Raw genomic sequence first — 26111 nt, forward strand, 5'->3', positions numbered from 1 at the left:
TTAAGGCACTCCTGTTATCAAGTTGAGCGGACAATATGGCGGCAGGAAGCGCGGGGCAAGGGCAGGAATGTTTGACAAACTGGGGAAAGATGCCCAGAGGCGTGTCATTGGGCGATGAATTCCGCTCACACTTGCCTGAAATGACCAGGGAGAAATCAGGCGCATGGAAGAACTACTGAGAACCAATGATCCGGTGCTGATTTCCTTCCTGGAATCACTGCTGGAAGAAGCCGGGATCACTTTTTTTGTCGCAGACGGCAACATGAGCATTCTGGAAGGATCCATCGCCGTCATCCCGCGCCGTATACTCGTTGATGGCGAGCAGCTTCCCAAGGCCCGCCTGCTGATCGAGGAAGCCGGATTGTCGCACGAACTGAACATCAACCATCGCCCATGACCACCCCCGCAAATCCAGCCCTTGTCCAAGACACGACCCGCGACGCATTTCTGGGCGGACAGGTCTATATCCATCAACCGCTCAAGGGCAGGCACCGCGCCGGCCTCGACGCGGTCTACCTTGCGGCCGCCCTGCCGGACACGACCGTGGGGCATGTTGTTGATCTTGGGGCCGGAGTCGGTACAGCCGGATTTTGCGCAGCCGCCCGGCTGCCCGGAATTCGGGTGACCCTGGTGGATGTCGACCCTCTGGTCCTCAACCTGTCGCGGGCAGCCCTTGAAGAGCCGGCAAACGCGCATTTCAGGGAGAGAATAGAGGTTCTGGCGGCAGACATTACCGGCAAGGGAAAGGACCGCCACGCCAGCGGCCTGCGCCCGGGCATGGCCGATCACGCGATCATGAACCCGCCCTATTATGAAAATGACCGCTTCCGGTCCTCCCCCAAGACGGAGCGCGCCAACGCGCACATGCTGGATGAAAGGGGTCTTGAGCCCTGGGCCCGCACTGCAACCGATATCGTGCGCGAGGGCGGCAGCCTGACCGTCATTTTCCGCGCAGACGGTCTGGCGCACTTGCTGGATGTGCTTGATGGCCGCTTCGGCGCCATTGATGTGATCCCCTTGCACCCGCGGCCGGATGCGCCTGCCACGCGCATTCTGGTGCGGGCGATCCGCGCCAGCAAATCACCGCTTCACCTCCTGCCGGGCTTCGTCCTTCATTCGGGCGATGGTTCGGATTTCGTCCCCGAAGCCAAGGCCGTCATGCGTGACGGCAAGGGGCTGGGCCTTCGCGCGCGCCGGTAATCCCGGCCGCCGAGGCCCCGCATGTCTTCAATGAATGACAACCTCGCCATCGGCGAACCGGAAGTCGACCGGTTCGATCAGGTTCTGGTGCGCTACACGCACCGAGTGGATCCGGCCCTCGATTTCCCGCTCCCAGTACTTGAGAAACCGGCTCAACTCCGGAAAATGCGGTGCAAGATCTTCCGTTTGCCACAGAAAGCTCTGGAGCAGTTTCGGATGATCCGGCATCCGGTAGAGAATATCCGCCGTCAACAGACCGTACCCAAGGATGCGTTTGCGAAAATCAGAGCTTGCTTCCATGATCTCCTCACTTTCCCAGCGAAACAAAAGTGTCACGGAAATCAGGTTAACCAAATCTGAATATTTATAAAACTACCAATAAATACATAAGTTTAGCAGCAAACCAACAAGACTGCTGCCAGCCTGCCCGCATTGCCGGCAAAAGCTTATTTTTGTATCTGGATAGAGCTCAGGTATCCCAAAAAAGCGTCAATGTCTTCAGGTGCGAAGGCAAATTCGGGCATGCCCTCATGACCTGTGACAATGCCCTCGGCGAGGCTTTCTTCCAGGCTCTCCAGTGGATAAAGCTGGGACAGGGTTCGAAACGGCGGAGCGCCTTCCTCCGCACTGGCATCATCAGTGGAGATGGCATGGCAACTGGCGCAGTGGATCTCGGCAATCTCCAGACCCGCTGCCAGTGTCTTGTCATCGGCCGGAAATGGTGTGCTTCCCTGGGCCAAAGCCGGTCCTGACACCAGGACAGCCGACACAAACAGAAGTGTAGCGCGTTTCATGTGATCTCCCTCCGCCTGATCCCCTTATAGGCAGCTCTAACAGGAGGTGAAATACGCGGCACTACGAGTACAACCGGATACCAACGGTTTTGGCGTGTCAGATGCCTGCCCCCACAAAAAACACCTCCGTTCCTGAGACACTTGCGCCATGCGGCGCCCACCAGTTCCTTGCCGCGAGCCATTTCGGCGCGTAAGCCTATAATAAAGGATCACCACCGCCAGTTCGCGACAGACCGGAGCCGCTGCAACATGACGACAACCGCCTTGCCGACCTCCATCGACGAAACGCTTCGCTTGCTCGACACGGCAGGCTATGTCGCCGACCGGTCGCTTGCGACGGTTCTGCACTTGGCCTTGCGGATGAAACGGCCGCTCTTTCTTGAAGGTGAAGCGGGTGTCGGCAAAACGGAAATCGCCAAGGTCCTGAGCCAGACACTCGGACGCGACCTGATCCGGCTTCAGTGTTATGAAGGTCTTGACGTCGCATCCGCGGTCTATGAATGGAATTATCCCGCGCAGATGGTGGAAATCCGCGTGGCGGAAGCTGCCGGCGATACCGAACACAGCGAGTTGTCGAAATCCATTTTTGACGAGCGGTTCCTGATAAAGCGCCCGGTCCTTCAAGCACTGGAGCCCGCACTCAATGGCGCGCCTGTGTTGCTGATAGATGAACTCGACCGGGCCGACGAGGCCTTCGAGGCTTTCCTTCTTGAAGTGCTCGCCGACAATCAGGTCTCCATCCCGGAGCTTGGCACGGTGAAAGCGGACGAGCCGCCGATTGTCGTGATCACCACCAACCGCACCCGCGAAATCCATGACGCCCTGAAACGGCGCTGTCTCTATCACTGGGTCGACTACCCGACCGCCGAACGCGAGCTTGAAATTGTCCGCCGCAAGGTGCCAGGTGCCGGCGAGCGGCTCACGGCGGAAATTGTGGCCTTCGTCCAGATGCTGAGGGCAGAGGAGGATCTGTTCAAGCAGCCGGGTGTTGCCGAGACGCTCGACTGGGCGACCGCCCTTTCCGAACTCAACGAGATCGCGCTCGATCCGGACATGACCTCCGATACACTCGGCGTCCTCTTGAAGTATCAGGACGATATCGAACGGGTGCGCGGGTCAAGGCTCCGCCAGATCATTGAGGACATCCGCAAGGACGAGCCGCTTTCGGCCGCGTCCTCCATGCCTGCTTTGTGACGGACCTCAAGATGGAGACCGCCCAAGAGCATACCCGCGACAGCCGAATTCTCGACAACATCGTCTATTTTGCCCGCACACTCCGCAAGGCCGGTATTCCAGCAGGTCCCGCCTCGGTTGTTGACGCGGTCCGTGCGGTCGAGGTTTCAGGCTTGCGAAACCGGGACGATCTCTATTGGACATTGCACGCGGTTTTTGTGCGCAAGCGCGAGCATCACATTCTGTTTGAAGAAGCATTTCGGATCTATTGGCGCAATCGCGGTCTGATCGAGAAGATGCTGGCCATCCTGTCGCCGGTCGCCCCGCCGCGCGGCGCTCCGGAAAAGCCCAAGGCCGGACAGACACGGGTGGCACAAGCGTTTCAGGCCTCGAAAGAACGCATGAGCGAAGAAACCCGCCCGGAAGTGGAAGTCGATGCCAAGTTCACGGTGTCCGGCAAGGAACTGCTGCAATCCAGGGATTTTGCGCAAATGACAGCCGACGAAATCGCGCTCGCCAAACAGGCCTTGCGCGATTTTGCTTTTTCCATGGACAGAATTCGTCAGCGCCGTCTGGCCGCCGCGCCCCGGGGCCGGATCGATCCGCGCCGGTCCCTGCGTGCTTCCATGCGCGCGGGCGGCGACATCATCGACCTCAAATATCGCAAACCGGTTGAAAAACAGCCGCCTCTGATCGCGATCTGCGATATCTCCGGCTCAATGAGCCAGTACACACGACTGATCCTGCATTTCCTGCATGCCGTGACAGGGCAGCGCCGCGACGTGCACACGTTCCTGTTCGGGACTAGGCTCACCAATGTCACCCGCCAGCTTCGCATGAAGGACCCGGATGAAGCGCTGGACGCGTGTTCCCAAGGGGTCGAGGACTGGTCGGGCGGCACCCGCATCGCGACTGCGTTGCGCGATTTCAACCGGCTCTGGTCCAGGCGTGTCCTGTCCGGCAGTCCGACGGTCCTGTTGATCACGGACGGGCTGGAGCGGGACACGGATGAGGATCTCGAACGCGAGATGGACCGGCTGCACCGGTCTTGCAGGCAGCTTGTCTGGCTCAATCCGCTGTTGCGCTTCGACGGCTTCGAGGCACGTGCCAAGGGCATCCGGGCGATGTTGCCCCATGTTGACGAATTCCGCTCCGCCCATTCGCTCGATGCGATTTCGGATCTGGTGGACGCCCTGTCCGGGACCGCTACCAGCAACCGAAAGGCAGACCCGAAGCAGTGGCTGAAGGAGGGTTAAGCAAACCGCCAATCCGGCCCTGTGATGCCCGTCACACGGTTTCGTGTTCCCCGTCTCCTATACCAGCAGCGTGTTATCACCCTAGTTAGGATGTCCGGGAGGGACCGATGGAAATGCGCGCTCAATCTCAAATCCACTCACTTCGCAAACCGCGGTCAAACCGCCTTTTCGGCTTGATCGCAGCAGCCGGGCTCGCCATCGGCCTGATGTCGGCGCCTGTTGACCCGGCTCTCGCCACAACATCGGGCATAAACGGCACCTATCTGCTGGCACCCCAAAATCTGGACACGGCCTTCAAGGTCAGGATGCTGACCGGCGCTTCGGTCAATGGCCGGTTTGAGCGCGTCTCGGGCAAGATGGTCCTTGACGAGCGGCAACCGTCGCGCAGCCGGGTGGAAGTGACCGTCGATCTCGCGAGCATCGTCACCGACAATCCCGCCATGACGGACTTTTTGAAAAGCCCGGCCATGCTCGACACCGCCAACAACAGCAAGGCGGTCTTTGTAAGCCGCCGGGTGCGCAAGCTGAGCGACACCAGGGCTGAAGTGGATGGCGTCCTGCGTCTCAAGGGGCTGGAGCGGCCGACCAAACTCTCGGTCATCTTGCAGAAGGGCTCGACACCGCGAAAGATCCGGTTTCAGGCTTCCGGCGGCTTCTTCCGCAGCCTGTTCGGCATGAATGTCGGCCAGCCGCTTTATGGCGACAAGATTTCACTCACCATCCTCGGCACCGGTAACCGCCAATGACACCGGCGGCAAACCGGATCCCCGCTGCGCCGGTTTGAGTCTTGGTTTGATTGTGCAGAGGTCTTTGAGAGTGCTCAATCGGATCGCTGTTCACTCGAAGATCAACACGGGCTGACGCGCACAAGCAATGTCATCTTCAGCCATTGCCTGCGTGCCTCGGCCCCGTTTCAAAACCGGCACGTATCCGTATCGGTGTTTCAAGGAACATTCAGGCCTCCTGCCGCCAGCGCGACAAGGGGAGCTTGTCAAGCTCTGGCTGCGCAGGTTCCTCCAGCACATGCAGGAACTCAATGGAATGGCCATCCGGATCCTTGAAATAGACGACCGCTGCAGGCATCCAGGCAATCACATCCGGTTCGTCAACGGGATGCCCTCCAAAGCCCAGAGGCTGAACGCCCTGCGCCTTCAGGTATTCGCAAGCGTGCGTGATCCCTTCGGCGCTCATACGAAAGGCAAAATGCAGTTTCATCGCCAGCGGTGCCGAACCGGTTTCCCACAGTCCAAGCATGCCGGTTTCCTTGCCACCCGCCCAGAAAAACGCAACCTTGCGCCCGGGAATGATACGGCCCAGTTCCAGCCCGACGATGTCCCGGTAGAATGCGACGGACCGCTCCAGATCACGGACAGGCAAATGAGTTTCGTAAAGACCCATTATTTCCTTGGCGACGGACTGCGCCTGATGGGTCTGCCCCGCTGTTTCGAGCATGATTTTCTCCATTTATTTTCAATGGAGAGAACCATGCCACCTCAAGTTAAGTTGAGGTCAAGCGGCTATTTCAGACGCTGTGAAAAAGCAAAACAGCACACACAAACCCGGCCCGCGCGCACGATCTTTCTCTATCGAAATTCCGGATACCCTGGCCAAAGTGGTGTTTGACGAGACGCTCATCCGCCCCCCGGAGAGCCTCAACAATGCAATGATTGCGAAATTGTAATAATCTCGTCACTATCTGTTATTTTTTACAATGGTAGTCACTGGCTTGTCAGATATCACTCCCAATGACTGGCAGCTCTTGTTCTCCCCCATACATGCGCTGCCTGAAGATTGATGATGATACTCTATAGGCCGCACCGGACGAGCGTCCTCTCAAAGCTTCCAAGCCTGCTTTGTTTGGTGCGGCCTCCTCCCCCATCGAAATCCCGGTCATTGCCACCGCCGAAACAAGACCTTCTTAAAGGTCGTGTTGTCCGAACATCCGGTTGCCGGCAACAAAAGACCCCGCCCGGATTTCTCCAGACGGGGTGAAAGGGACTGGCGTCCCTTCAAGCGAACCGGGGTTCGGCTTATTTGTAGTCGTACTGGCCGTCTTTCCACTCGTACCAGACATAGCCCGGCAGCGTGACATCCCCCTTGTCGTCGAAGGACAGCTTGCCGAGAAGCGTGTCGAACTCACCGGTGTTCAGCGCTTCGACCACATCTTCATACTCGGTGGATTTGGCGGTGTTGGCTGCATCCGCCCATGCCTGGATCGCGGCGTAGGTGTAGAGCGCATAGCCTTCAGCCGTCTTGCCGGCATCTTCAAGCTTCTTCACGACAGGCGCGGCAATCGGGTTCTTGCGCGGGTCCGGTGAAAAGGTCATCAGCGTGCCTTCCCCGGCCGGGCCTGTGATCGACCAATATTCGTCGGTGACAAGCGCATCCCCGGAAACCAGAATGGTGTCCATGCCCTGATCGACCATCTGACGCTTCATCAGACCGGCTTCAGTGTGATAGCCGCCGACATAAAGAACGTCGATGTTCTCCTGCTTCAGCTTGGATACGAGCGCGGTGTAGTCCTTCTCGCCAGCCGTATAGGCTTCGTAGAGGGTTTCCTGCTTGCCCAGATCGTTCATGACGCCTTTGGTTGCGTCGGCCAAGCCCTTGCCGTAGGCGGTCTTGTCGTGAACGACGGCAATGTTCTTGTCGCCGAACTCTTCGGCCAGATAGGTGCCGGCAACCTGGCCCTGCTGATCGTCACGGCCACAGACGCGGTAGACACCGGGCCCCGGACGCTCGTCGGTGAACTTCGGATTGGTCGAGGCCGGCGAAATCTGGATGATGCCCTCTTCGGCGTAAACAGCCGATGCCGGGATCGAAGAGCCGGAGCAGAAGTGGCCGGCCATGAAGACCACGTTCTTGCCGACCATCTGGTTTGCGACCGCAACGGCCTGCTTCGGATCGCAGGCATCATCGCCAACTTCCAGAACCAGTTGCTCGCCGTTGACACCGCCAGCCGCATTGATGTCGGCGACGGCCTGCTCGGCACCGGCCTTCATCTGCGCGCCGAAGGAGGCATATTGTCCGGTCATCGGACCAGCCGTCGCAATCACGATGTCCGCCAGAGCCGCAGTGGACATGGCGGCACCTGCCACGGCGGCAACGCTTGCCAAAAGATACTTCTTCATCATCAACTCCCCTGGTTCCAGTGATCTGGACCATCTTGGACAAGAAGCCGGTGCCCGGTTCGCGCACCTGCTTCCATTGTGGCCGGGGCTTGACCGTTTTTGTGTTTTTTGTCGCCCAAGTCCCGGCCGGTTCCCCATTGGCGCAAAGCGCGCCCCTGGTAAATCGTCAGCCGTCAGCGTAACGGTCAGTTTGGCCGTCACGCAACCGCCAAGTGAACGGGCCCGTTTTTTCGTAGAGCCAAACATACTGTGTTGTCATCTGGTTAGTGCGGGTAAAGCGCCAGCCTGCCAGGCCAAAGCATAGCAGCACAACATAATCCACAACCAGGAAATGCAGCGACAACAAGGTCCCTTCAAACAGCGAGAAGGTCAGGAACCTGATCGCGACCGTCAACAGGAACACAAACCAGAACAGGACGAACAAGGGCCGCCATGTGTTGGCGCAAGCCCGTCCCGTCATCCAGGCAGCCCCGCCGCCCAGCGCGCAAAGCAGGATCAGGAAAACGCCGATGCCCGTTTCGTAAACAATACCCATGACGCTCTCCTAGTGCCTGCCGCCTTCAAGATATGCCGCCTGCACATCCTCGCGGGCGAGCAGTTCCTTGCCGGTTCCCGACATGGTGATTTTGCCATTGACCATCACATAGCCGCGATGGGCCAGTTTGAGCGCGTGGTAGGCATTCTGCTCGACGAGGAACACGGTCAGACCGTCGCTCCGGTTGAGATCCCGGATCGCATCGAAGATCTGCTTGACGATCAGCGGTGCCAGCCCCAAAGACGGCTCGTCGAGCAGCAGAAGACGCGGCTTGGACATCAAGGCCCGGGCAATCGCCAGCATCTGCTGCTCGCCGCCGGACAGGGTCCCGCCGCGCTGGTTCCGGCGCTCCTTGAGGCGCGGAAACAGGTCGAAGGCGCGTTGAAGGCTGCCGTCGACGTCTTCGTTTCCGGCCGTCTCCGCGCCCATGATCAGGTTTTCCATCACGCTCATGCGCGGGAAAATCCGCCGCCCTTCCGGGGACTGGGCGATGGACTTGCGCATGATCTCGTGGGTCGGCACCCTGGTGATTTCTTCCCCGTCATAGAGGATCTCGCCGGAGCTGGCCTGCGGCGTGCCGCAGATGGTCATCATCAGGGTCGACTTGCCAGCACCATTGGCACCGATCAGGGTGACGATCTCGCCCTTGTCGACGGTCAGATCGACGCCACGCAGGGCGATGATCTTTCCATAGTGGGTTTCCACGTTGCGGACCTCAAGCAGATGGTTGGAGGCTGTCATATGCCGACCTCCTCTTCCACCGCATCGACATCCTCGTCCGGAACCCCCAGATAGGCCGCGATCACCTTCGGGTCGTCCTTGACCTCGGCCGCCGTGCCGTCCGAGATCTTCTCGCCATAATCGAGCACCACCACGTGGTCCGAAATCTCCATCACAACGCTCATGTCGTGTTCAATCAGCAGGATCGAGGTGCCGTGTTCCTTTCGGATATACTGAAGCAGGGCATTCAGTTCGGCGCTTTCCTTGGGGTTCAAACCGGCCGCCGGCTCATCAAGGCACAACAGCTCCGGCCCCGAGCACATGGCACGGGCAATCTCCAGCCTTCGCTGATCGCCGTAAGGCAGATCGGCGGCAGGTGCGTCGGCGCGGTCGATCAGGTTGGTCCTGGAGAGCCAGTAGCGGGCCTTTTCAACCGCTTCCTGTTCGGCGTGGCGGAAAGACGCCAGACCGAATATGCCGCCAACCGTGTAGCCGGAGGCAACCATCAGCGGATTATGCTGGGCGACCATCAGGTTCTCCAGCAAGGTCATGCCGCCGAAAAGGCGGATGTTCTGGAACGTACGGGCGACCTTGGCCCTGGCCGAGATCTTGAAATCCGGCATGCGTTCCAGCAGGAAGTGGTCCCCATTGGACCGGTTCATGATGATCCGGCCCTCGGTCGGCTTGTAGAAGCCGGTCACACAGTTGAACACGGTCGTCTTGCCGGCCCCGTTCGGGCCGATCAGCGCGGTGATGTCACCGCGTCCGACATTGAAGGACAGATCGTCAATCGCAACCAGCCCACCAAAACGCATGGTCAGATGCTCGATTGTCAGGACGGGGTTTGTGTTCCAGGAGGTCATCCGTGGCCCTCCTGAACAAGATCCGCACTGATGCCCTTGACCTTCTTGCCGCTCAGGGTGATGGACGGCGCCCGGGTCGAGATCAGACCGCGCGGCTTCCAGACCATGATGATGACCATCAGAAGCCCGAACACCAGCATCCGGTATTCCTCCAGTCCGCGGAAAAACTCGAACCCGCCGATCATGACCACGGCCGCGATCACAACGCCCACCTGGCTGCCGAGACCACCGAGAACAACAATTGCAAGAATCACAGCCGATTCAATGAAAGTGAAACTTTCCGGCGAAATGAAGCCCTGACGGGTCGCGAAGAAGGAGCCGGCAAAACCGCCGAACATCGCGCCGAGCGCAAAGGCGGTCAGCTTGGTGTTGGTGGTGTTGATGCCGAGCGACCGGCAGGCGATCTCGTCTTCCCTCAAGGCTTCCCACGCCCGGCCAACGGGGAGCTTTCTCAGGCGCATGGTCACGAAATTGGTGATCAGGGCCATGATCACGATCAGGTAGTAGAGAAAGATGATCCGGTGGATCGAGCTGTAGTCGAGCCCGAAGAAGTCGGCGAACCCGCCCTCCCCGCGCTTGAATTCCAGACCGAAGAAGCTTGGCCGCGGAATGCCCGAGATCCCGTCCGGGCCGCCGGTAAATTCGTACCAGTTCAGCAAAACCACGCGAATGATCTCGCCAAACGCCAGCGTCACGATCGCCAGATAATCGCCCCTCAAACGCAGGACCGGGAAGCCGAGAATGATCCCCCAGAAGGCCGCAAGAATACCGGCCAGCGGCAGACAGATCCAGAAGGAGAACCCGAAATACTCGGCCAGCAAGGCATAGGAATAGGCCCCGACCGCATAGAAGGCGACATAGCCCAGATCGAGCAGCCCGGCGAGGCCGACCACGATGTTCAGCCCCCAGCCCAACATGACATAGGTCGCAACCAGAATGGCCAGATCGAGATACTGCCGGGACCCCCGCGCGCCATAGGCTGACAACAGGATGAACGGCAAGGCGACTGCGACAATAATGAAAAGCGGCATGGCGTATTTGCCGAGTGGAGCCAGCCCCTTGAAACTTGGCACGAACCCGCGCGCCATTTCGGTCGCCGGCCTGTCCGCCTTCCAGACGAACAGGTTCAGCACGAGGCGTCCCCCGAAGACGATCGCAACCGCGATGGCGACCGCCGCCCAGCGGTATTCGATACCCAGCTGCCCGCCAAGACCACTGGCGATTTCCGCCTTCATGCCGATCAGGACACTGAACAGGGCGAGGGCAACAAGCCCCCCCACTGCAGCGTCTTTCACAGAGTCCACGAGGAACTTTTCGGATTTTGCTGCCATCGGTCAGACCTTCTCCACTTCCGGCTTGCCGAGCAGGCCTTCGGGCATGAAGATCAGCACGATCGCGAGGATCGAGAACGCGGCGACATCCTTGTATTCAACCGTGAAGTAACCGGACCAGAAGGTTTCGATCAGGCCGATCAGCAATCCGCCAAGCATCGCGCCCGGCAATGATCCGATCCCGCCAAGGACAGCGGCGGTGAAGGCCTTCACCCCGGCCAGAAAGCCGATATAGAAGTCGATGACACCGTAATAAAGCAGGAACATGAGGCCGGCGACCGAGGCCAGAGCAGCCCCCATGACGAAGGTAAGCGATATCGTCCGGTCAACATTGATGCCCAGTAGGGCCGCCATCTTGCGGTCCTGCTCGCACGCCCTCTGAGCGCGCCCAAGCGAGGTCTTGTTGATCAGCATCGTGAAACCGATCATCAGGGCCAAGGTCACCACTATGATCAGGATTTGCGCATAGGACAATTGAACCGCAAAGCCGGATCCGTCCGCCCCGCCGTCACTCAAGCTGAAACCACCGGGGATCAGCGGCTGAAGCGGCTTGTTGCGGGCGCCTTGCGAAATCTGCACGAAGTTCTGCAGCGCAATCGAGGCCCCGATCGCGGTGATCAGGGGCGCCAGCCGGAACGATCCGCGCAAGGGCCGGTAGGCCAGACGCTCCACCGTCCAGCCCCAGGCAGCTGTTAGGGCCATCGAGACAACAAGAACCCCGATGAGCGCCAGAACCAGAAGGGCCACCGGCAGGGACGCCGTGATGCCGAGCGCGACAATGAAAATCAGTGCGATGAAGGCTCCGACCATGAAGATGTCCCCATGGGCGAAGTTGATCATGCCGATAATGCCGTAAACCATCGTGTATCCGATGGCGATGAGGCCATAAATGGATCCCAACGTTACGCCATTGATCAGCTGCTGGAGAAAATATTCCATGCTGTTTGTTGTTACCCCCGAAGGCTGCAGCCTACTTGTTTTTCACGAGGCTCTTTGGCCCGCATTACAAATTGATTAGCAAGAGGGGCCATCTGAAACAATTCCTCGAAACACCCAGCCCTCAGAAAAACAGATTATTTCGATATCACCCACCATTGAGAAATTTTATTCGTTTCACATCCCGGCACACCCCCGGATAACCGGTAGGGAATCACACAGGTCAGGTATTCATCATCAACTTCTGACAAACAGGACTTCAACCGAAAACAACTCGAAAGCGTCATGACGCGCAGGGCAGTTGCGTAACGAGTTCCGCAGACTGTAAATACCACTGCGGGCAACAGGCGGCCAAAGCCCGGCCGATCAACGCCCGCAAACAGACCCAAGACCTGAGGACACCTTTTGGCTTCCGATAAGCAAGAGACAAACAGCACAAACCTTCCGCTTGACACCGAGCGGTTCCGGGATGCGATGAGCCGGATTGCCACGGCCGTCCATGTGGTCACGACCGACGGCCCGGCCGGGCGTTCAGGCGCTACGATCTCCGCCTTCTGTTCTGTCACCGACGAACCAGCGAGTGTTTTGGTCTGTGTCAACCGCACGACCCGGGCCCATGACGCGATCCTGAAGAACCGGGTCTTTTGCGTGAACACCCTCGGCGCCGGCCATCAGGACCTGTCCGATGCGTTTGCGGGACGGGAGCAACTGGACATGAAAGCCCGGTTCGGCAAAGCCGAATGGATACCGCTTATTACCGGATGTCCGGGCCTGTCTGACGCGCGTCTGTCGGTCGACTGCGAAATCTCGGGCGTTTCGGAAGTCGGAACCCATTCCATCATTGTCGGCAGGGTCGTCGACCTGAGAATGCGGACCGGCGGCACCTCGCTCCTGTATATCCAGCGCGGCTACGAGCAGATCGAAAAATAAGCTTCGACCTTTGCGTGCAGTTCCGGCTAAGGTGACATGCTCCTCAAACCGGGAGGCATGTCTTGCCAGGTCCCCGAAATCTGATCACCGATGTTCCCGGCCTTCTCGTTGGCAACGCTTCGGACCAAAGCCTGAAATCCGGCGCCACGGTGCTGTTGCCCGAAGAACCGGCAATCGCGTCGGTCGCGGTTCACGGCGGCGCACCCGGCACCCGTGAGATCGCCCTGCTTGAGCCGGAACAAACCGTCAACAAGGTCGACGCCATCGTGCTCGCTGGCGGTTCATCCTTCGGCCTCGATGCGGGGGCCGGCGTTCAGGGCCGCCTCGCCGAACTTGGCCGTGGCTTTGCCGTTGGCCCGGTGCGCGTCCCCATTGTTCCAACCGCGATCCTGTTTGACCTGATCAATGGCGGAGACAAGAGCTGGGGCGAAGCCGCCCCCTATCGCGATCTTGGCCGCGCAGCACTGGATGCCGCGTCCGAGAGCTTTGCGCTCGGCTCGGTCGGCGCCGGAACCGGGGCAACAACCGCCAATCTCAAGGGCGGACTTGGCTCGGCATCCATGATCCTGGAAAACGGCGTCACCGTCGGCGCGATCGTCGCAGTCAATGCGCTTGGCCGGGCAACCGTCGGCGACACGCGGCATTTCTGGGCCGCCCCCTTCGAACAGGACAGCGAATTCGGCGGGCTCGGTCTTCCCCCTGCCCTGCCGGCCGATGCGGTTCATGTGCGGACAAAACTCGATGCCCTGAAAGCTGGCGCCAACACGACCATCGCGGCAGTGGCCACGGACGCTACCTTGACCAAGTCGGAAGCCAAGCGTCTTTCCGTCATGGCCCATGACGGCCTGTCACGCGCGCTTTGGCCCGCCCACACGCCTCTGGATGGTGATCTTGTCTTTGCCCTGTCGACCGGCCACAGGAAGCTCGAACGTGCGCTTGAGGACATGGTCCAGATCGGCGCGGCCGCAGCCTCCTGTCTAGCGCGCGCCATTGCCCGCGGCATCTACCACGCAACACCCGCTGACGGCGATCCGGTCCCAACCTGGCACAGCCGGTTCAGCCGTTGACCGGCTGAACCGAAGCGGTATCATTCCGCGGCTTCAAGGTAGCCGCCACGATCGCTTTCGCCATTTGAACCATCGCCGGTCGTCGAAAGCTGGCTCAACAGCACGTCACGCTTGCGGGCGGCCTTTGCCATGTTGTCTTCCTTGACCTGCCCAAACCCGCGAACCAGATCCGGCACCCGGGCAATCTCGACCAGAAGCCCGTAGCTGGCCTTGTCGATCCGGCCGAGGATGTGCTGAACATCCGCATGATACTGAGCGATCAGGGCCCGCTCGGCCTTGCGTTCAGCCGTTTTTGAAAACGGATCGTACCACTTGCCCCGCGCCCATTTGAAACGGGTCATCAGATTGAAGGCCGTGAAAATCCAAGGGCCGAAAGCGATCTTTTGCGGGCGGCCGGTCTTTGGATCGACCTGGCGCGAAATCAGCGGCGGCGCGAGATGGATCTTGAGCTTTTTCGGATTCGCGAACTGCGCCGCGATCTTCGCCCTGAAGGCCGGGTCGGAATAAAGGCGCGCCACCTCGTATTCGTCCTTGTAGGCCATGACCTTGTAAAGCATGGCGGCAACCGTATCGGTCAGCCGCATGGTACCCGGTCCATGGGTTTTATCCGCCAGCTTGACCTTCTTGACCAGATCCAGATACCGCTCAGCATAGGCCGCGTCCTGATAGGCTGTCAGCTCCCCGGCGTAAAAGGCGATTTGCTCGTCAAGAGACCGTGCAACCGGCTTGTTCTCTTTCGGCAAGGCCTCAAGGATCAGCTCCGGACGAGCGGCCAGTACGCGTCCCGCCCGGAAAGCCTGAATATTGGTTTCAACAGCTGCCCGGTTGAGCGTCAATGCACCTTCAATGGCCCCTGCCGAGATCGGGAGCGCGCCGTTTTGGTAGGCCATGCCGACCAGCAGCATATTGGCATAGATGGCATCTCCCAGTAGCTTTTCCGCAAGTCCCGCCACATCCATTGCAAGATACTGTTCGGATGCCTCGCGCAGCGACTTGTCCATGCGCATTTCATCGAAAGACAGCGTCTGCTTCATCACGAACTCGGCCGTCGGTGCGACCCGCGTATTTGCAAAGGTTTTTGTGCTCTTGCGGTTTGCGAGCGCCAGCTGCTCGGCATTGGCCGCAACCACCACGTCGCTCGCCAGCAGCACATCCAGACTGGCTGTTGGAACCCGGGGGCCCTCGATCGTGCGGTCGGCGGCGGCAAACCGGACATGAGAGGTGACTGGTCCGCCCTTTTGTGCCAACCCGGTCATGTCGAGGGTAGAGGCCTGTTTGCCGTCGAGATGCGCCGCCATCGCGATCACGGCACTCAAGGTCGTCACCCCCATGCCGCCGATCCCGGCCACGAGCAGGTTCCACGTCCGGTCGAGCGGGGCAAGGTCCGGCTGATCCAGCCTTTCAACCAGGGCATCAATATCCACCGATGCCTTTTCCGCCTTTTTCAGTTCTGCGCCGTCGATTTCGACAAACGAGGGACAAAACCCCTTTATGCAGGAAAAATCCTTGTTGCAGCTGGACTGGTTGATCCGGCGTTTTTCGCCGAACGGCGTTTGCAGAGGTTCGACCGACAGACAATTCGACTGCACCGAACAATCGCCGCACCCCTCGCACACCCGATCATTGATGAACAACCGCTTGTCCGGATCCGGAAACGTGCCCCGCTTGCGCCGGCGGCGTTTTTCCGCGGCACAGGTCTGATCGTAAATGATAACCGAAACACCCGGGAAAGTCTGGAAGTCCTCCTGCACCTCCATCAGATGGTCGCGGTGGAAAACCGTGGTACCAGGCGCAAGATTGCTCCAGCCGCCATAGGTTTGCGGATTTTCGCTGACGACGGCGATTTTTTCGACGCCTTCCGACTCAAGCTGGCGTGTGATTTGCGGCACTGTCAGGGTACCGTCGACTGTCTGTCCGCCGGTCATGGCAACGGCGTCATTATAGAGGATCTTGTAAGTGATCGGTACGTTCGACGCCAGGGCCTGCCGGATCGCCAGAATGCCGGAATGGAAGTAGGTCCCGTCACCAATATTGGCGAAGACATGCTTGTCATTCGAGAACGGGCTTTGGCCGACCCACAAAACGCCTTCCCCACCCATGGCAATCTGGCCTTCGGTGGTCCGGCCCGCAATTTCCGACATGGCGTGACATCCGATGCCGGGCAGGGAGCGGGACCCCTCCGGCGTCACCGTGGACGTCGAATGGGGGCATCCGGAACAGAAATAGGGTGTGCGGACCGCACGCTCTGCATGGCCCTGCGCCCACATGACTTGATTGGTCATCCGGTCCGCGACCTGATGCATCTGCTCGGTCACCGCCTCTTCCGGCAGCCAGTTCATCAATCCCTGAATGATCTCGGCCACCGACAGTTCCAGAACATCCGACAGGAACGGCGTTCCGTTCGGCCGGCGCTTGCCCCAGATTTCGGGACGGCTCGCCTCCGGCCAGTGATAGGAGATTTCCTTGATCTGCCGCTCCAGGAAGGCACGCTTGTGCTCGACAACCAGCAGCCTTTGGGTGCTGCGTGCAAACTCGGTCAGTCCTTCCGGTTCCAGCGGCCAGGCCATGGCCACCTTGTAGACTGCCAGCCCCAGCGCCCGTGCCTTGTCTTCGTCGATGCCCATCAGGTCGAGTGCCTGACGCAGGTCCCGGTAAGCCTTGCCGGTTGCAACCAGACCGAGCCGCACCCGGCGTCTTGCGCCAAACGTTACCCGGTCGAGCGCATTGGTGCGCACATAGGCCTGTGCGGCCGGCAGCCGAAGGTCGCGCAACAGCCGCTCTGTTTCCAGCCTGTTACCAAGCAGCAGGTCCCGGTTGATCTTCTGGTCCTTGCGCGGATCGCCGGTCAAGGGCCGTGTCAGCCGCAACCTGCCGTCCGAGATATTGATCGTTGCGGACGCGTCCATGGTATCCGCGACACAAATCAGGGCAGTCCAGACCCCGGAAAAGCGTGACATTTCCAGTCCATGCATGCCGAAGTCGAGCACGTCCTGAATGTCGGAGGGATTGAGAACCGGAATTTCCGCGTGTTCGAAGAAAAACTCGCTTTGCGCAGGAAGGATAGACGACTTGGCCAGATGATCGTCGCCGGCAAGCGCCAGGACCCCGCCATTGCGATCGGTCCCCGACGCGCTGGCCTGCTTCAGGGCATCGCCTGCCCGGTCCACACCGGGCGCCTTGCCGTACCAGATGCCGAACACCCCATCATAATCGGTGTTGCGCCCCGGCCCCCTGAGCTTTTGCGAGCCCCAGACAGCAGTCGCCCCCAACTCTTCATTCACGCCCGGCTTGAAGACAATGTCATGGGCCTCCAGATGGCGCGCGGCACGCATCAACTCCGTGTCATACCCGGCAAGCGGAGACCCGCGGTAGCCGGAGACAAATCCTGCCGAATGCAGCCCTGCGGCCTTGTCGAACCTGGCACGATCAAGGGTTAGCCGAACAAGCGCCTGGATCCCGGTCAGGTAAACCTGCCCGCTGGTCGCGACATATTTGTCGTCAAGCGTGACTGACGGCACATGCACATTCATCAGGTTCCCTCCTCAATGAAACAGGATGATAAACGGCCCCTCGTCCCGACCGCTTACTGTTGAGATAATATCATCCTTTTCAGCGGCAAATTCTGTGCTAACGTACTCCCCAACACCCAAAACAACGCAGAAATTTTTCCTTCCAGAGCCATGACCGAAAGATATCTTCTCGATCCATCCGACATCCGCGTCTTGCGGGTCCTGCAACGTGACGCATCGCTATCCATTGCCGAAATCGCAAAGGAAGCCGGTATGAGCCAGACGCCCTGCTGGCGCCGTATCAAGAAGCTTAAAGAACAAGGCATTATCAGGCAAATCACGGCTGTCATAGACCGCGAATCGGTTGGTCTCGGCTTTGTCGCCTATTCCTTCGTCAAGCTTGCGGTGCCCAGCCGGGACAATATGGAAACCTTCGACAAGCTGGTCCACCGCTGGCCGGAAGTCGTGACGTGCGAGCGCATAACAGGTGCCGTCGACTATCTGATCAAGGTTGTGACCGACGACATCAAAGCCTACGACAACTTCCTGCGGCTGAAGCTGCTCGACAACACGCTTGTTTCCGACGTTCAGTCGCGAATCGTGGTCAACACGGTCAAGGACACCGTCGCTCTGCCACTTCGAGAGAACTAGCAAGCGACCCGGCTCATGAGAGACCTCAGCGGCATTGTCCGTTCTAGTCATCCTCGACCTTGATGACATTCCCCGTTTTCGGGTCGACATCAATTTCCAGTTTTCGGTTGTTCAGGGTCGCCTCGACCTCGATCCGGCGGGTCGAGACGTCAATTTCGTGGATCATATAACCCTGCGCTTCAAGAGCCGTCGCGATTTCCCCAACGGAGGTGCCGAGCCTGTCCCCCATCATCACCTCCGCTTGTGCCGCGCCTGCCGACGAAAGACCAATCGTGGCGCCGAAGACAACAACAGGCAGTGTTCGCCTGAAAAGGCCCATCTTCTTCCTCCCGAACAAAAATCAATTTCCCAAAAGTATTTCCCCAACAAAAATACCACATCAATGCCGAATTGATTAAATTCAGGAAATCTTCATCAGAAAAACCATCAGGAAGCGCGGTACCGATAATGTCTGCCATATAGTCTCCTGCAATTAAAAGGCGACCCTGCAAAAACTCAAAGGCACATTTTCAAGGTTCCGTTCGTTTGTGCGTCCCCACGCGCACATTTAGTCTCTGCTTTCAAGACACCGATCAAGACCGGAGCCCCCTCGACTGGAAAGGCAAGTGAGCGTGGTCAATGGAGTGCTTTCCCTGCTGAGCTGGATCGGGCAACGCGGCACCACGGCCGTTGCCGCAAGCGTTTTCATTGGCGTGTCCTTGCCAGCCCTTTCCGCCGTGATCCGTCCCTATCTCACACTCCTGGTGTTTCTCCTTCTGATACTGGCCTTCCTGCGTTTCGATCCGGCGGCTGCCGCAAAACACCTGAAAAGGCCGTTTCTGCTGGTGTGCGCCAGTCTATGGATCATGGTGGTCTTGCCATTGCTCGCACTTGCCGCAGCTCATGCCCTCGGGCTTCCGGCGCTCGGCGACGACGTGATGCTCGCGGTCTTTATCGCGATGGCCCCGCCTGCGATCATGTCAGCCCCGGCCTTCATCTATCTGATGGGCCTGAACGGTGCATTCAGCCTGACAGTTCTTGTCGCCTGTGTCGTGGTAACGCCACTCTCAGCCCCCTTCCTCGCGGAATTGATGGCCGGAGCGGATCTGCCGCTTGATCCGTGGATGCTGGCCTTTCAGCTGGGATGGCTGCTGATCGGGTCGTTTGCAATTGCTTCAGTTTTGAGACGCGTGACGGGAAAGGATCGCATCCGTGGCTATTCCAGTCAGATCGACGGGCTGAATGTGATCCTTTTGCTGTTCTTCGCCATTGCGGCCATGGACAGCGTTGCCGCAAACTTCCTGGATCGGCCCGTGTTTTCCGTCCTGATCACTTTATTTACCTATCTGGTGGCTTTCCTGCAGCTGGGTCTGACCATGCTGGTGTTCTCGTTCCTGCCCCGCGCAGATGCTTTTGCGATCGCGCATTCGGCTGCCACCCGAAATCTCGGGCTTCTGGTTGCGGCCTTCCACGGCAGTCTGCCTGAATTCACCTGGCTCTGGTTTGCGCTGGCCCAGTTTCCGACCTTTACCTTGCCCTTGCTCCTCAAACCGCTGGTGCGCCGCTTCATCGCCCCGGCAGAAGAAACAAAAACCTGACACACGATCCGGGACGCGCTAGGCTTTCGATTTGACAAGGGAGGTATCCCATGCTGCCGGCACTTGAGCGCATTCCATACATCATCCTGTTTTCCCTTTGCCTGTTTGTTCCCGCGCCTGACGCCTCCGCCGGAGATCAGGCCCGGCTTGAGATTCTGGGGTTTTCGGAAGACGGAAACCACTTCGCATTCGAGCACTATGGCATTCAGGACGGATCCGGTTTTCCCTATTCGGAGATTTTCGTCGTCGACGTTCCGCAAGACCGGTGGGTGTCCCCGTCTCCCTTCCGCCGCCGCGACGAGATCGATGGCAGCCAGGGATACGACCCGGACAGCCTGCTGGCCCAAACACGAACGGCGAACCGCCAGACGGCCCAAACCCTTCTGTCCGATACAAAGATCTCGCAGGCTGGGGAAACAGTCGGCAGCAATCCGGTCACAGAACTGTCGGCCGATCCCTTCAAGATGACAGTGAACCCGCGTGCCGTGGTCCCGCCGATTGATCCGCCGCTTGAAGTCCTGCTTGCGGAATACCCCCTTGCCGATGCGGCTTGTGCCAGCTACGGCGCTGAAACCAGGGGCTTTCAACTGACAACGGTTTATCAGGGTGAACCGACGATCCGGCATGCCGACAAGGCCATTCCCAAAAGCCGCGGCTGTCCGACCGGCTATCGCATCGCCCATGTGATCACGCATTTCCCCGATGGCGGGCCACCTGTCCTTGCGATCCTTGTGCATGTTTCACGGCATGGCTTTGAAGGTCCGGACGGCCGTTTTCTGGCGATCACCGGCACCTTCTAGAGGCCTAAACCGATTTGAGCGGAGCAGCCCGTCTTGTTTCCGGGCGGTCTGCATGATAGCGGGCGTCCGACCACAGATCTTTTCGCGCGGAGCGCCCCATGTCCCAAGAAATCACCATCGCCCCCTCGATCCTGGCGTCCGACTTTTCGAAACTCGGGCAGGAGGTTCGCGATGTTGTCGAAGCCGGTGCCGACTGGATCCATCTGGATGTCATGGACGGCCATTTTGTCCCGAACATCACCTTCGGCCCGGACGTGATTGCCAAATTGCGCCCGCACACGGACAAGGTCTTCGACACCCATTTGATGATCGCCCCTTGCGATCCCTATCTCGAAGCCTTCGCCAAGGCCGGTTCCGACATCATTACGGTCCATGCCGAGGCGGGCCCGCATCTCGACCGCTCGCTGCAGGCGATTCGCAATCTCGGCAAGAAGGCCGGTGTGTCGCTCAATCCGTCGACCCCGGAAAGCGTGCTGGAATATGTCCTCGACCGGCTCGACCTTGTTTTGGTGATGACCGTCAACCCGGGCTTTGGCGGACAGAAATTCATCGGCGCAATGGTCGAAAAGGTGCGCCGGATCAAGTCCATGATCGCAGATCGCCCGATCGACATCCAGATCGATGGCGGCATCACCCCTGAGACCGCTCCCCTGGTCACCCGGGCCGGTGCCAATGTTCTCGTGGCCGGTTCTGCGGTTTTCAAGGGCGGATCGGTCGAAAGCTACCGCGACAACATCTCCGCCATCCGGAAAGCCGTCAGCTAACCAGATCCGGGACGCAGCGGGGCTCAATTGCCGCTGTTTCAAAAAATACGCCGCTGCCTTCACCCCGTGTAACGGCGGAGGCCAGCGGCACCAATTCGCACCGATAATGGTTGGGCGGTGACAAGTCCCGCCTTGCTTAACCCCGCCAGTAGGGCGATCTGCAGATGGTCCGGGGCCCCTCAAAAGGCTGATAGGTATTGTCGGCAACCAGATAGGACCGGTATTTGCCCAGGCACCAATTGACGTGTTTGACCCGGAGCTCGCCGGCCAGGGGGACTGGGGCCGCCAGAGCCGGAACCGGAGCCGGAGCCGGCGCGACGGTGACAACCTCGGTCTCGACAACGGTTGTCTCCCCGGCGGGGGCCTCAAGGGTCAGACCGGGAGCATAGGGAATGGGCGGCGCATAGCGCGGCGGCACCGTGTTGAAGGTGAAACCTTCGGGCGGGAACCACCAGCCATTATAGCGCTTCCAGCCATGCCCGTAGTAACCGCTTTGCCAGCGCGGGCCCGGGGAATTGTATGCGGGAGGCAGATACGCCTTCGGCTGAACCGGCTCGACATAGATCACGCGCGGAGGCGGTGCCGGTTGCCGCGCCGACAGATCGGCCGCAGTGGAGCCGGAAGTCCATGCCATCGGCAGCGCCAGGGCCGCGATTGCCCGAATCCAGGATCTTTTCGACAGCATACAATCCTCCGATGCGCCTCTTCGGCAAGGAACGCCGCGACGCAAAGCATATTTGCAGGAATACCGGATGGAGAGCGTAAAAAAAGAGGCTTGCCTGAAGCTGCCCTTGTTGCCCGGGACAAGGGTTCCCGACTTCAGGACAGCGGACCGAAAAAGCCGTGACGCAAGGAGCGGCCCCAATCCGGGCGGCTGTTGCGCTCTGCCTCGATTGCCGCCTTTTCCCAATCATAGGGCAGCACCTTTTCGGTAAAGCTCCAGCCCGCGCTGGTCTTGCGCATCAAGGCATAACGGGCATGCGGGCTGCCGATTTCCATCTTGTGCCGCAGCGGGTGGCTGTCGTCGTAGGACGGCAGACCGACACTGCCCGGATTGAGGATAGTCTGGTCGGTTTTCGAAAGCCGGATCACCCTTGGAATATGGGTGTGGCCACAACAAATAACCGGGGAGCTTTCGCCGCCCAAGGCTTCGAGAATTGTCTGCTCGTCCGGCAAATGCCCCTTGGGTCCGGTGATCTCCTCGGTCAGATAGACATCATCGACTTCCGGCGTGCCATGGCACAGGAAAATCTCGTCGGTCAACCGGAGGGTGGCCGGCAAGTCGCGCAGCCACGCCTTGCTTTCCTCCGACAGGAGCGCAAAGGAAAAACCGTCGGCAGTCCGGCGCGGCATGTTGCGGGCGGACACGACCACCCGGTCATGATTGCCGCGCACGGTCGGCCAGCCGGTTTGTCTCAAAACCGCAGCCGTTTCCTCCGGCCACAGCGGCCCCGAAACGCAATCGCCCAGATTGACAGTTTCGTCCGGGGCTTCATGCTCGAGGTCTTCCAGAACGGCTTCAAGGGCCGGAAGATTGCCGTGGATGTCGGAAACAACTGCGATTTTCATGAAGGACTAGCTCTCCCCGAAGACGCGCTTGAAGATCACGTCGACATTCTTGGTGTGGTATCCGAGATCGAAGCGATCGCGAATCTCCTGTTCGGAGAGATATTCGCGCACATCCTGGTCCTTGAGCAACTCGGAGAGGAAATCCACACCGGCCGCACCCGAAACCTGGTAGCTGTCCCAGACCTTCATGGCATTGCGCTGAACCAGCCGGTAGGCGTCCTCACGCGAGGAACCTGCCTGGGTCAAGGCAAGCAGGATGCGCTGCGAATGCACCAGCCCGCCCAGCCGGTCCATATTGCCCATCATCCGATCCGGATAGACGACCAGCTTGTCGATGACGCCGGTCAGGCGTGCCAGGGCAAAGTCGAGGGTCACGGTGGCATCCGGGCCGATCATCCGCTCGACAGACGAGTGGGAGATATCGCGCTCATGCCAGAGGGCAACATTTTCCATGGCCGGGATCGAGTAGCCGCGCACCATCCGGGCCAGCCCGGTCAGGTTCTCGGTCAGGACCGGATTGCGCTTGTGCGGCATGGCCGAAGACCCCTTCTGGCCCTTGGAGAAGAACTCCTCCGCTTCCAGAACCTCGGTGCGCTGCAGATGGCGGATTTCCGTGGCCACGCGCTCGATCGAGGAGGCGATCACGCCAAGGGTCGCGAAATACATCGCATGACGGTCACGCGGGATCACCTGGGTGGACACAGGCTCGGCCTGAAGCCCCATTGCCTTGGCAACATGCTCTTCGACCGCCGGGTCGATGTTTGCGAAGGTGCCGACGGCGCCGGAAATTGCACAGGTCGCGATCTCTTCGCGGGCGTTGAGAAGACGGGTCCGGCAGCGGTCGAACTCGGCATAGGCCTCCGCCATTTTCAGGCCGAAGGTGACCGGTTCGGCGTGAATGCCGTGGGATCGGCCGATACAGACCGTATCCTTGTGCTCAAATGCCCGGCGCTTGATGGCAGCCAGCAGCGCATCCATGTCGGCGAGCAGCAGATCCGTTGCGCGGACCAGCTGAACATTGAAGCAGGTGTCAAGCACATCCGACGAGGTCATGCCCTGATGCACGAAGCGGGCGTCGGGGCCGACGATTTCGGCCAGATGTGTGAGAAACGCTATGACGTCGTGCTTGGTCTCACGCTCGATTTCATCGATGCGGTCGATGTCGAACTCGGCACTGCCGCCCTTGTCCCAAATGGTCTTGGCGGCTTCCTTAGGAATGACGCCCCGTTCGGCAAGAGCATCGCAGGCATGCGCCTCGATTTCAAACCAGATTCGGAACTTGGTTTCGGGAGACCAGATAGCGACCATGTCTGGACGCGAATAGCGCGGGATCATCGACCATCCTCATTGCTTTCGGTGATGTTGCGCGCGGTCTAGCAGAGGTCGGGTCGTATCTCAATGCGCCTGCGGCGGGTTCCGTACCGAAGTATGCGCACCTCTGTCACCGGCTGCCGTCAAGCTTCACCTTGTCGACGAAATCCGGGGTTTCATCACGGCCGTATTCGATGACCTCGAACCGCTGCTCCTGCCGCATGTACGTGTCAAACTGATCCTGAGACAATCCAGACCTCACCGCCCATATAAAGATGATCACGGCAAAAACGGCGATCACTGCCATGTCCACGCCCATTGGAAGAATGCCTGTGCCTCCCCCAAAAGACCCGAGATAGGAAAAAATGATAATGCCGGCGATATAGGGCCCCAACCAGGCTGCCGAGCGCCAATCCAGCCTCTCCACCGCCCCGAACGACCGGCTCACCAGCATGATACCAAGACCGGCGAGGACACTTAGGGAAAGGTGCAGCATGGAAGCCCAGCCGGTCCAGTAGATGATCAGGGTTGCCACGACAAATGCAGCACCAGCGGTCAATTGTACAAATGGCAATTTGAACGACCTGGGCGCGTCCGGAAGCAATTTCCGGAACACGACAACAGACACCGGGCCGGCCGCGAAGGACAACACAAGCGAGGCTGTCGTCAACGTCACGACCTGATTGAACGGAAGGGCGAAAAAAAGCGCAGAGGTCGCAAGGTAGCTGACGGCAAGCGACATGAGCGGAACACCTCGGGACGACAGTTTCTGCATGAACGGCGGAAAAAGCCCGTTGTGAGCCATCGCCATGCCGAGGCGCGCTGTAGATCCGAAATTCACAAGGCCCGCTGCAAAGCTGGACAGACGTGCGGTCATGTTCATCACGCTGCCGAGCCACACGCCCCCTGCTGCCGTCGCAATCAGCGCCATCGGAGCCAGTTCGCTTGGAAAATGAAGCCCGGACCAACCGTTGGCCAAATCGTTTACGTCCACAGCCCCCACAAAGGCGACCTGCAAACCGGCATAGATCAAAACGCAAATGACGATACTGAAGACCAAAGCGAGGGGAATATTGACCTTGGGATTCTTGGCTTCACCCGCCATGTCGATGATTTGCCGGAAACCGATCAGGGAAAAGACCACCCCACCGGCCGAAACAGCGGTCAAGATCCCGTGGGCACCTGCAGGAGCGAACCCGGACTGCCCGCCAAAATTTGCGGTATTGAAATCGGTGGACACGATCACAACCACAAGCAATGCCGGGAAAAAGATCTTGATCCACGTCAGGCCGGTATTGAGCTGTGTGAAGAAGCGGACACCAATGGCATTGACAACAACAAAGAAAGCGAGGAGGGCGCAGGATGTGATTTGCCCTGCAAGCGTCAGCTTGGTTCCATTATACAACCATGGCGCAATTCCGGTCGAATATCGCAGGATCGCTTCCACTTCCACGGCAGTTCCTGCCGTGTAGCCGACCCAGGCTGTCCAGCCCATCATCACGGACACAACGGACCCGTGAGAAAAATGCGGGATACGGCCAATCCCGCCCGCCACCGGAAGCAAGGTCGAGATCTCCGCATATGTCACAGCCAACAGGAGCACTGCGAGACCACCCAGAACCCACGCAAGCACGGCGGCAGGTCCCGCCATTTGCGCCGCCAAGAGGGGAGCGAACAACCATCCGGAGCCGAGGGTCCCGCTCACGGCGACGAAAGTCAGACCCAACAGTCCGATATTGCGTTGCATATGTGCCAAGTGCCGGACCTCCCGAAGCGACCTGTGGCGGCCATTCTCGCCGTATCCGTCATTAAGACCGTGACTCGCCGACAAATGAAAGCCCAGATTTTTCCCGAGACCATCAGGCTGCGGTCCGCACTGTTCCCGAAGACATCAAACAGACCGGGAGCAGAGGTATCCCCTCCGCGGCAAACCTGAACCTTTGGGAGGGGGTTGGGCTGCATAAGGTGGATTCAGCCGCGAAGTGCAACAACGC

General features: G+C 59.4%; 26 protein-coding genes. 11 read left to right on the forward strand and 15 right to left on the reverse strand.

Translation table 11 applies throughout. The features are described from left to right. The first annotated feature begins 163 nt into the window (after positions 1 to 163). Both E1297_RS25905 and E1297_RS25910 read left to right on the forward strand, forming a co-directional pair. Positions 164 to 397 carry a DUF2007 domain-containing protein gene (locus E1297_RS25905; protein ID WP_155143384.1) on the forward strand — a complete coding sequence of 78 codons (234 nt, stop codon included), beginning with the start codon at positions 164 to 166 and terminating at the stop codon, positions 395 to 397. Then, on the forward strand, positions 394 to 1200 hold the full coding sequence (locus E1297_RS25910) for a tRNA1(Val) (adenine(37)-N6)-methyltransferase (RefSeq protein ID WP_155143385.1): 807 nt from the start codon (positions 394 to 396) through the stop codon (positions 1198 to 1200). Before E1297_RS25905 ends, E1297_RS25910 begins: the two co-directional genes overlap by 4 nt. Positions 1201 to 1227: 27 nt before the next feature. Here the strand turns inward: E1297_RS25910 and E1297_RS25915 are convergent, their stop codons facing one another. Together E1297_RS25915 and E1297_RS25920 are read right to left on the reverse strand one after the other, a co-directional pair. Continuing rightward, positions 1228 to 1500 (reverse strand): usg protein, encoded by a 273-nt coding sequence (locus tag E1297_RS25915; RefSeq protein WP_155143386.1) that lies wholly within the window; start codon positions 1498 to 1500, stop codon positions 1228 to 1230. A gap of 146 nt (positions 1501 to 1646) precedes the next feature. After that, positions 1647 to 1994 carry a cytochrome c gene (locus E1297_RS25920; protein ID WP_155143387.1) on the reverse strand — a complete coding sequence of 116 codons (348 nt, stop codon included), beginning with the start codon at positions 1992 to 1994 and terminating at the stop codon, positions 1647 to 1649. Between the two features lie 249 nt (positions 1995 to 2243). On the opposite strand from E1297_RS25920, the gene E1297_RS25925 reads away from it, so the two are divergent. The 3 genes from E1297_RS25925 to E1297_RS25935 all read left to right on the forward strand — a co-directional run bounded on the left by E1297_RS25925 (position 2244) and on the right by E1297_RS25935 (position 5169). Further along, positions 2244 to 3188 carry a MoxR family ATPase gene (locus E1297_RS25925; protein ID WP_155143388.1) on the forward strand — a complete coding sequence of 315 codons (945 nt, stop codon included), beginning with the start codon at positions 2244 to 2246 and terminating at the stop codon, positions 3186 to 3188. 11 nt (positions 3189 to 3199) lie between these two features. Next, complete coding sequence (locus E1297_RS25930) at positions 3200 to 4423, forward strand: VWA domain-containing protein (RefSeq protein WP_155143389.1); 1224 nt, start codon at positions 3200 to 3202, stop codon at positions 4421 to 4423. 107 nt (positions 4424 to 4530) lie between these two features. Continuing rightward, entirely contained in the window at positions 4531 to 5169 is a 639-nt protein-coding gene (locus tag E1297_RS25935; protein ID WP_155143390.1) for a YceI family protein, read from the forward strand. A gap of 208 nt (positions 5170 to 5377) precedes the next feature. Here the strand turns inward: E1297_RS25935 and E1297_RS25940 are convergent, their stop codons facing one another. The 7 genes from E1297_RS25940 to E1297_RS25970 form a co-directional block, all read right to left on the reverse strand. Then, the gene (locus tag E1297_RS25940) at positions 5378 to 5875 is read right to left on the reverse strand and encodes a VOC family protein (RefSeq protein ID WP_155143391.1); all 498 of its coding nucleotides are present in this window, start codon (positions 5873 to 5875) and stop codon (positions 5378 to 5380) included. Positions 5876 to 6453: 578 nt separating this feature from the next. Then, on the reverse strand, positions 6454 to 7554 hold the full coding sequence (locus E1297_RS25945) for a branched-chain amino acid ABC transporter substrate-binding protein (RefSeq protein WP_155143412.1): 1101 nt from the start codon (positions 7552 to 7554) through the stop codon (positions 6454 to 6456). A gap of 166 nt (positions 7555 to 7720) precedes the next feature. Next, a complete protein-coding gene (locus tag E1297_RS25950; protein WP_155143392.1) occupies positions 7721 to 8089 on the reverse strand; it encodes a DUF6867 family protein in 369 nt (122 codons plus the stop codon). Between the two features lie 9 nt (positions 8090 to 8098). Beyond that, positions 8099 to 8830: an ABC transporter ATP-binding protein gene (locus E1297_RS25955; RefSeq protein WP_155143393.1), complete on the reverse strand. Its 732-nt coding sequence runs from the start codon at positions 8828 to 8830 to the stop codon at positions 8099 to 8101. Then, positions 8827 to 9672 carry an ABC transporter ATP-binding protein gene (locus tag E1297_RS25960; protein ID WP_155143394.1) on the reverse strand — a complete coding sequence of 282 codons (846 nt, stop codon included), beginning with the start codon at positions 9670 to 9672 and terminating at the stop codon, positions 8827 to 8829. The genes E1297_RS25955 and E1297_RS25960 overlap by 4 nt, the downstream gene beginning before the upstream one ends. Further along, positions 9669 to 11003, reverse strand: coding sequence for a high-affinity branched-chain amino acid ABC transporter permease LivM (gene livM / locus E1297_RS25965; protein WP_155143395.1), 1335 nt, complete (start codon positions 11001 to 11003; stop codon positions 9669 to 9671). Before livM ends, E1297_RS25960 begins: the two co-directional genes overlap by 4 nt. A gap of 3 nt (positions 11004 to 11006) precedes the next feature. Then, positions 11007 to 11942: a branched-chain amino acid ABC transporter permease LivH gene (locus E1297_RS25970; protein WP_155143396.1), complete on the reverse strand. Its 936-nt coding sequence runs from the start codon at positions 11940 to 11942 to the stop codon at positions 11007 to 11009. Positions 11943 to 12344: 402 nt separating this feature from the next. Here E1297_RS25970 and E1297_RS25975 point away from each other — a divergent pair, with 402 nt between their 5' ends. Both E1297_RS25975 and E1297_RS25980 read left to right on the forward strand, forming a co-directional pair. Further along, a complete protein-coding gene (locus tag E1297_RS25975; protein ID WP_244327888.1) occupies positions 12345 to 12869 on the forward strand; it encodes a flavin reductase in 525 nt (174 codons plus the stop codon). Positions 12870 to 12931: 62 nt separating this feature from the next. Next, positions 12932 to 13936, forward strand: a complete 1005-nt coding sequence (locus E1297_RS25980; RefSeq protein ID WP_155143397.1) for a P1 family peptidase — start codon at positions 12932 to 12934, stop codon at positions 13934 to 13936. Positions 13937 to 13956: 20 nt separating this feature from the next. Here the strand turns inward: E1297_RS25980 and E1297_RS25985 are convergent, their stop codons facing one another. Then, entirely contained in the window at positions 13957 to 17466 is a 3510-nt protein-coding gene (locus E1297_RS25985) for an indolepyruvate ferredoxin oxidoreductase family protein (RefSeq protein ID WP_155143398.1), read from the reverse strand. Positions 17467 to 17616: 150 nt separating this feature from the next. On the opposite strand from E1297_RS25985, the gene E1297_RS25990 reads away from it, so the two are divergent. Beyond that, positions 17617 to 18096, forward strand: coding sequence for an Lrp/AsnC family transcriptional regulator (locus E1297_RS25990; RefSeq protein WP_155143399.1), 480 nt, complete (start codon positions 17617 to 17619; stop codon positions 18094 to 18096). Between the two features lie 43 nt (positions 18097 to 18139). Here the strand turns inward: E1297_RS25990 and E1297_RS25995 are convergent, their stop codons facing one another. Continuing rightward, positions 18140 to 18415 carry a PepSY domain-containing protein gene (locus E1297_RS25995; protein ID WP_155143400.1) on the reverse strand — a complete coding sequence of 92 codons (276 nt, stop codon included), beginning with the start codon at positions 18413 to 18415 and terminating at the stop codon, positions 18140 to 18142. Positions 18416 to 18701: 286 nt separating this feature from the next. On the opposite strand from E1297_RS25995, the gene E1297_RS26000 reads away from it, so the two are divergent. From E1297_RS26000 to rpe, 3 genes are all read left to right on the forward strand, one after another. Then, positions 18702 to 19673, forward strand: a complete 972-nt coding sequence (locus E1297_RS26000) for a Na+-dependent transporter (protein WP_209016001.1) — start codon at positions 18702 to 18704, stop codon at positions 19671 to 19673. Positions 19674 to 19723: 50 nt separating this feature from the next. Continuing rightward, positions 19724 to 20473 (forward strand): DUF2259 domain-containing protein, encoded by a 750-nt coding sequence (locus E1297_RS26005; RefSeq protein ID WP_155143401.1) that lies wholly within the window; start codon positions 19724 to 19726, stop codon positions 20471 to 20473. A gap of 98 nt (positions 20474 to 20571) precedes the next feature. After that, positions 20572 to 21237, forward strand: a complete 666-nt coding sequence (rpe, locus tag E1297_RS26010) for a ribulose-phosphate 3-epimerase (RefSeq protein WP_155143402.1) — start codon at positions 20572 to 20574, stop codon at positions 21235 to 21237. A 136-nt stretch (positions 21238 to 21373) separates the two neighbouring features. Here rpe and E1297_RS26015 read toward each other — a convergent pair whose 3' ends face one another. From E1297_RS26015 to E1297_RS26030, 4 genes are all read right to left on the reverse strand, one after another. Then, the gene (locus E1297_RS26015) at positions 21374 to 21922 is read right to left on the reverse strand and encodes a BA14K family protein (protein ID WP_244327889.1); all 549 of its coding nucleotides are present in this window, start codon (positions 21920 to 21922) and stop codon (positions 21374 to 21376) included. A gap of 134 nt (positions 21923 to 22056) precedes the next feature. Continuing rightward, entirely contained in the window at positions 22057 to 22806 is a 750-nt protein-coding gene (locus E1297_RS26020) for a metallophosphoesterase (RefSeq protein ID WP_155143403.1), read from the reverse strand. A 6-nt stretch (positions 22807 to 22812) separates the two neighbouring features. After that, positions 22813 to 24141: an adenylosuccinate lyase gene (purB, locus tag E1297_RS26025; RefSeq protein ID WP_155143404.1), complete on the reverse strand. Its 1329-nt coding sequence runs from the start codon at positions 24139 to 24141 to the stop codon at positions 22813 to 22815. A 106-nt stretch (positions 24142 to 24247) separates the two neighbouring features. After that, positions 24248 to 25864 carry an APC family permease gene (locus tag E1297_RS26030; protein WP_155143416.1) on the reverse strand — a complete coding sequence of 539 codons (1617 nt, stop codon included), beginning with the start codon at positions 25862 to 25864 and terminating at the stop codon, positions 24248 to 24250. Positions 25865 to 26111: the final 247 nt, after the last annotated feature.

It is taken from the genome of Roseibium sp. RKSG952, assembly GCF_009711355.1.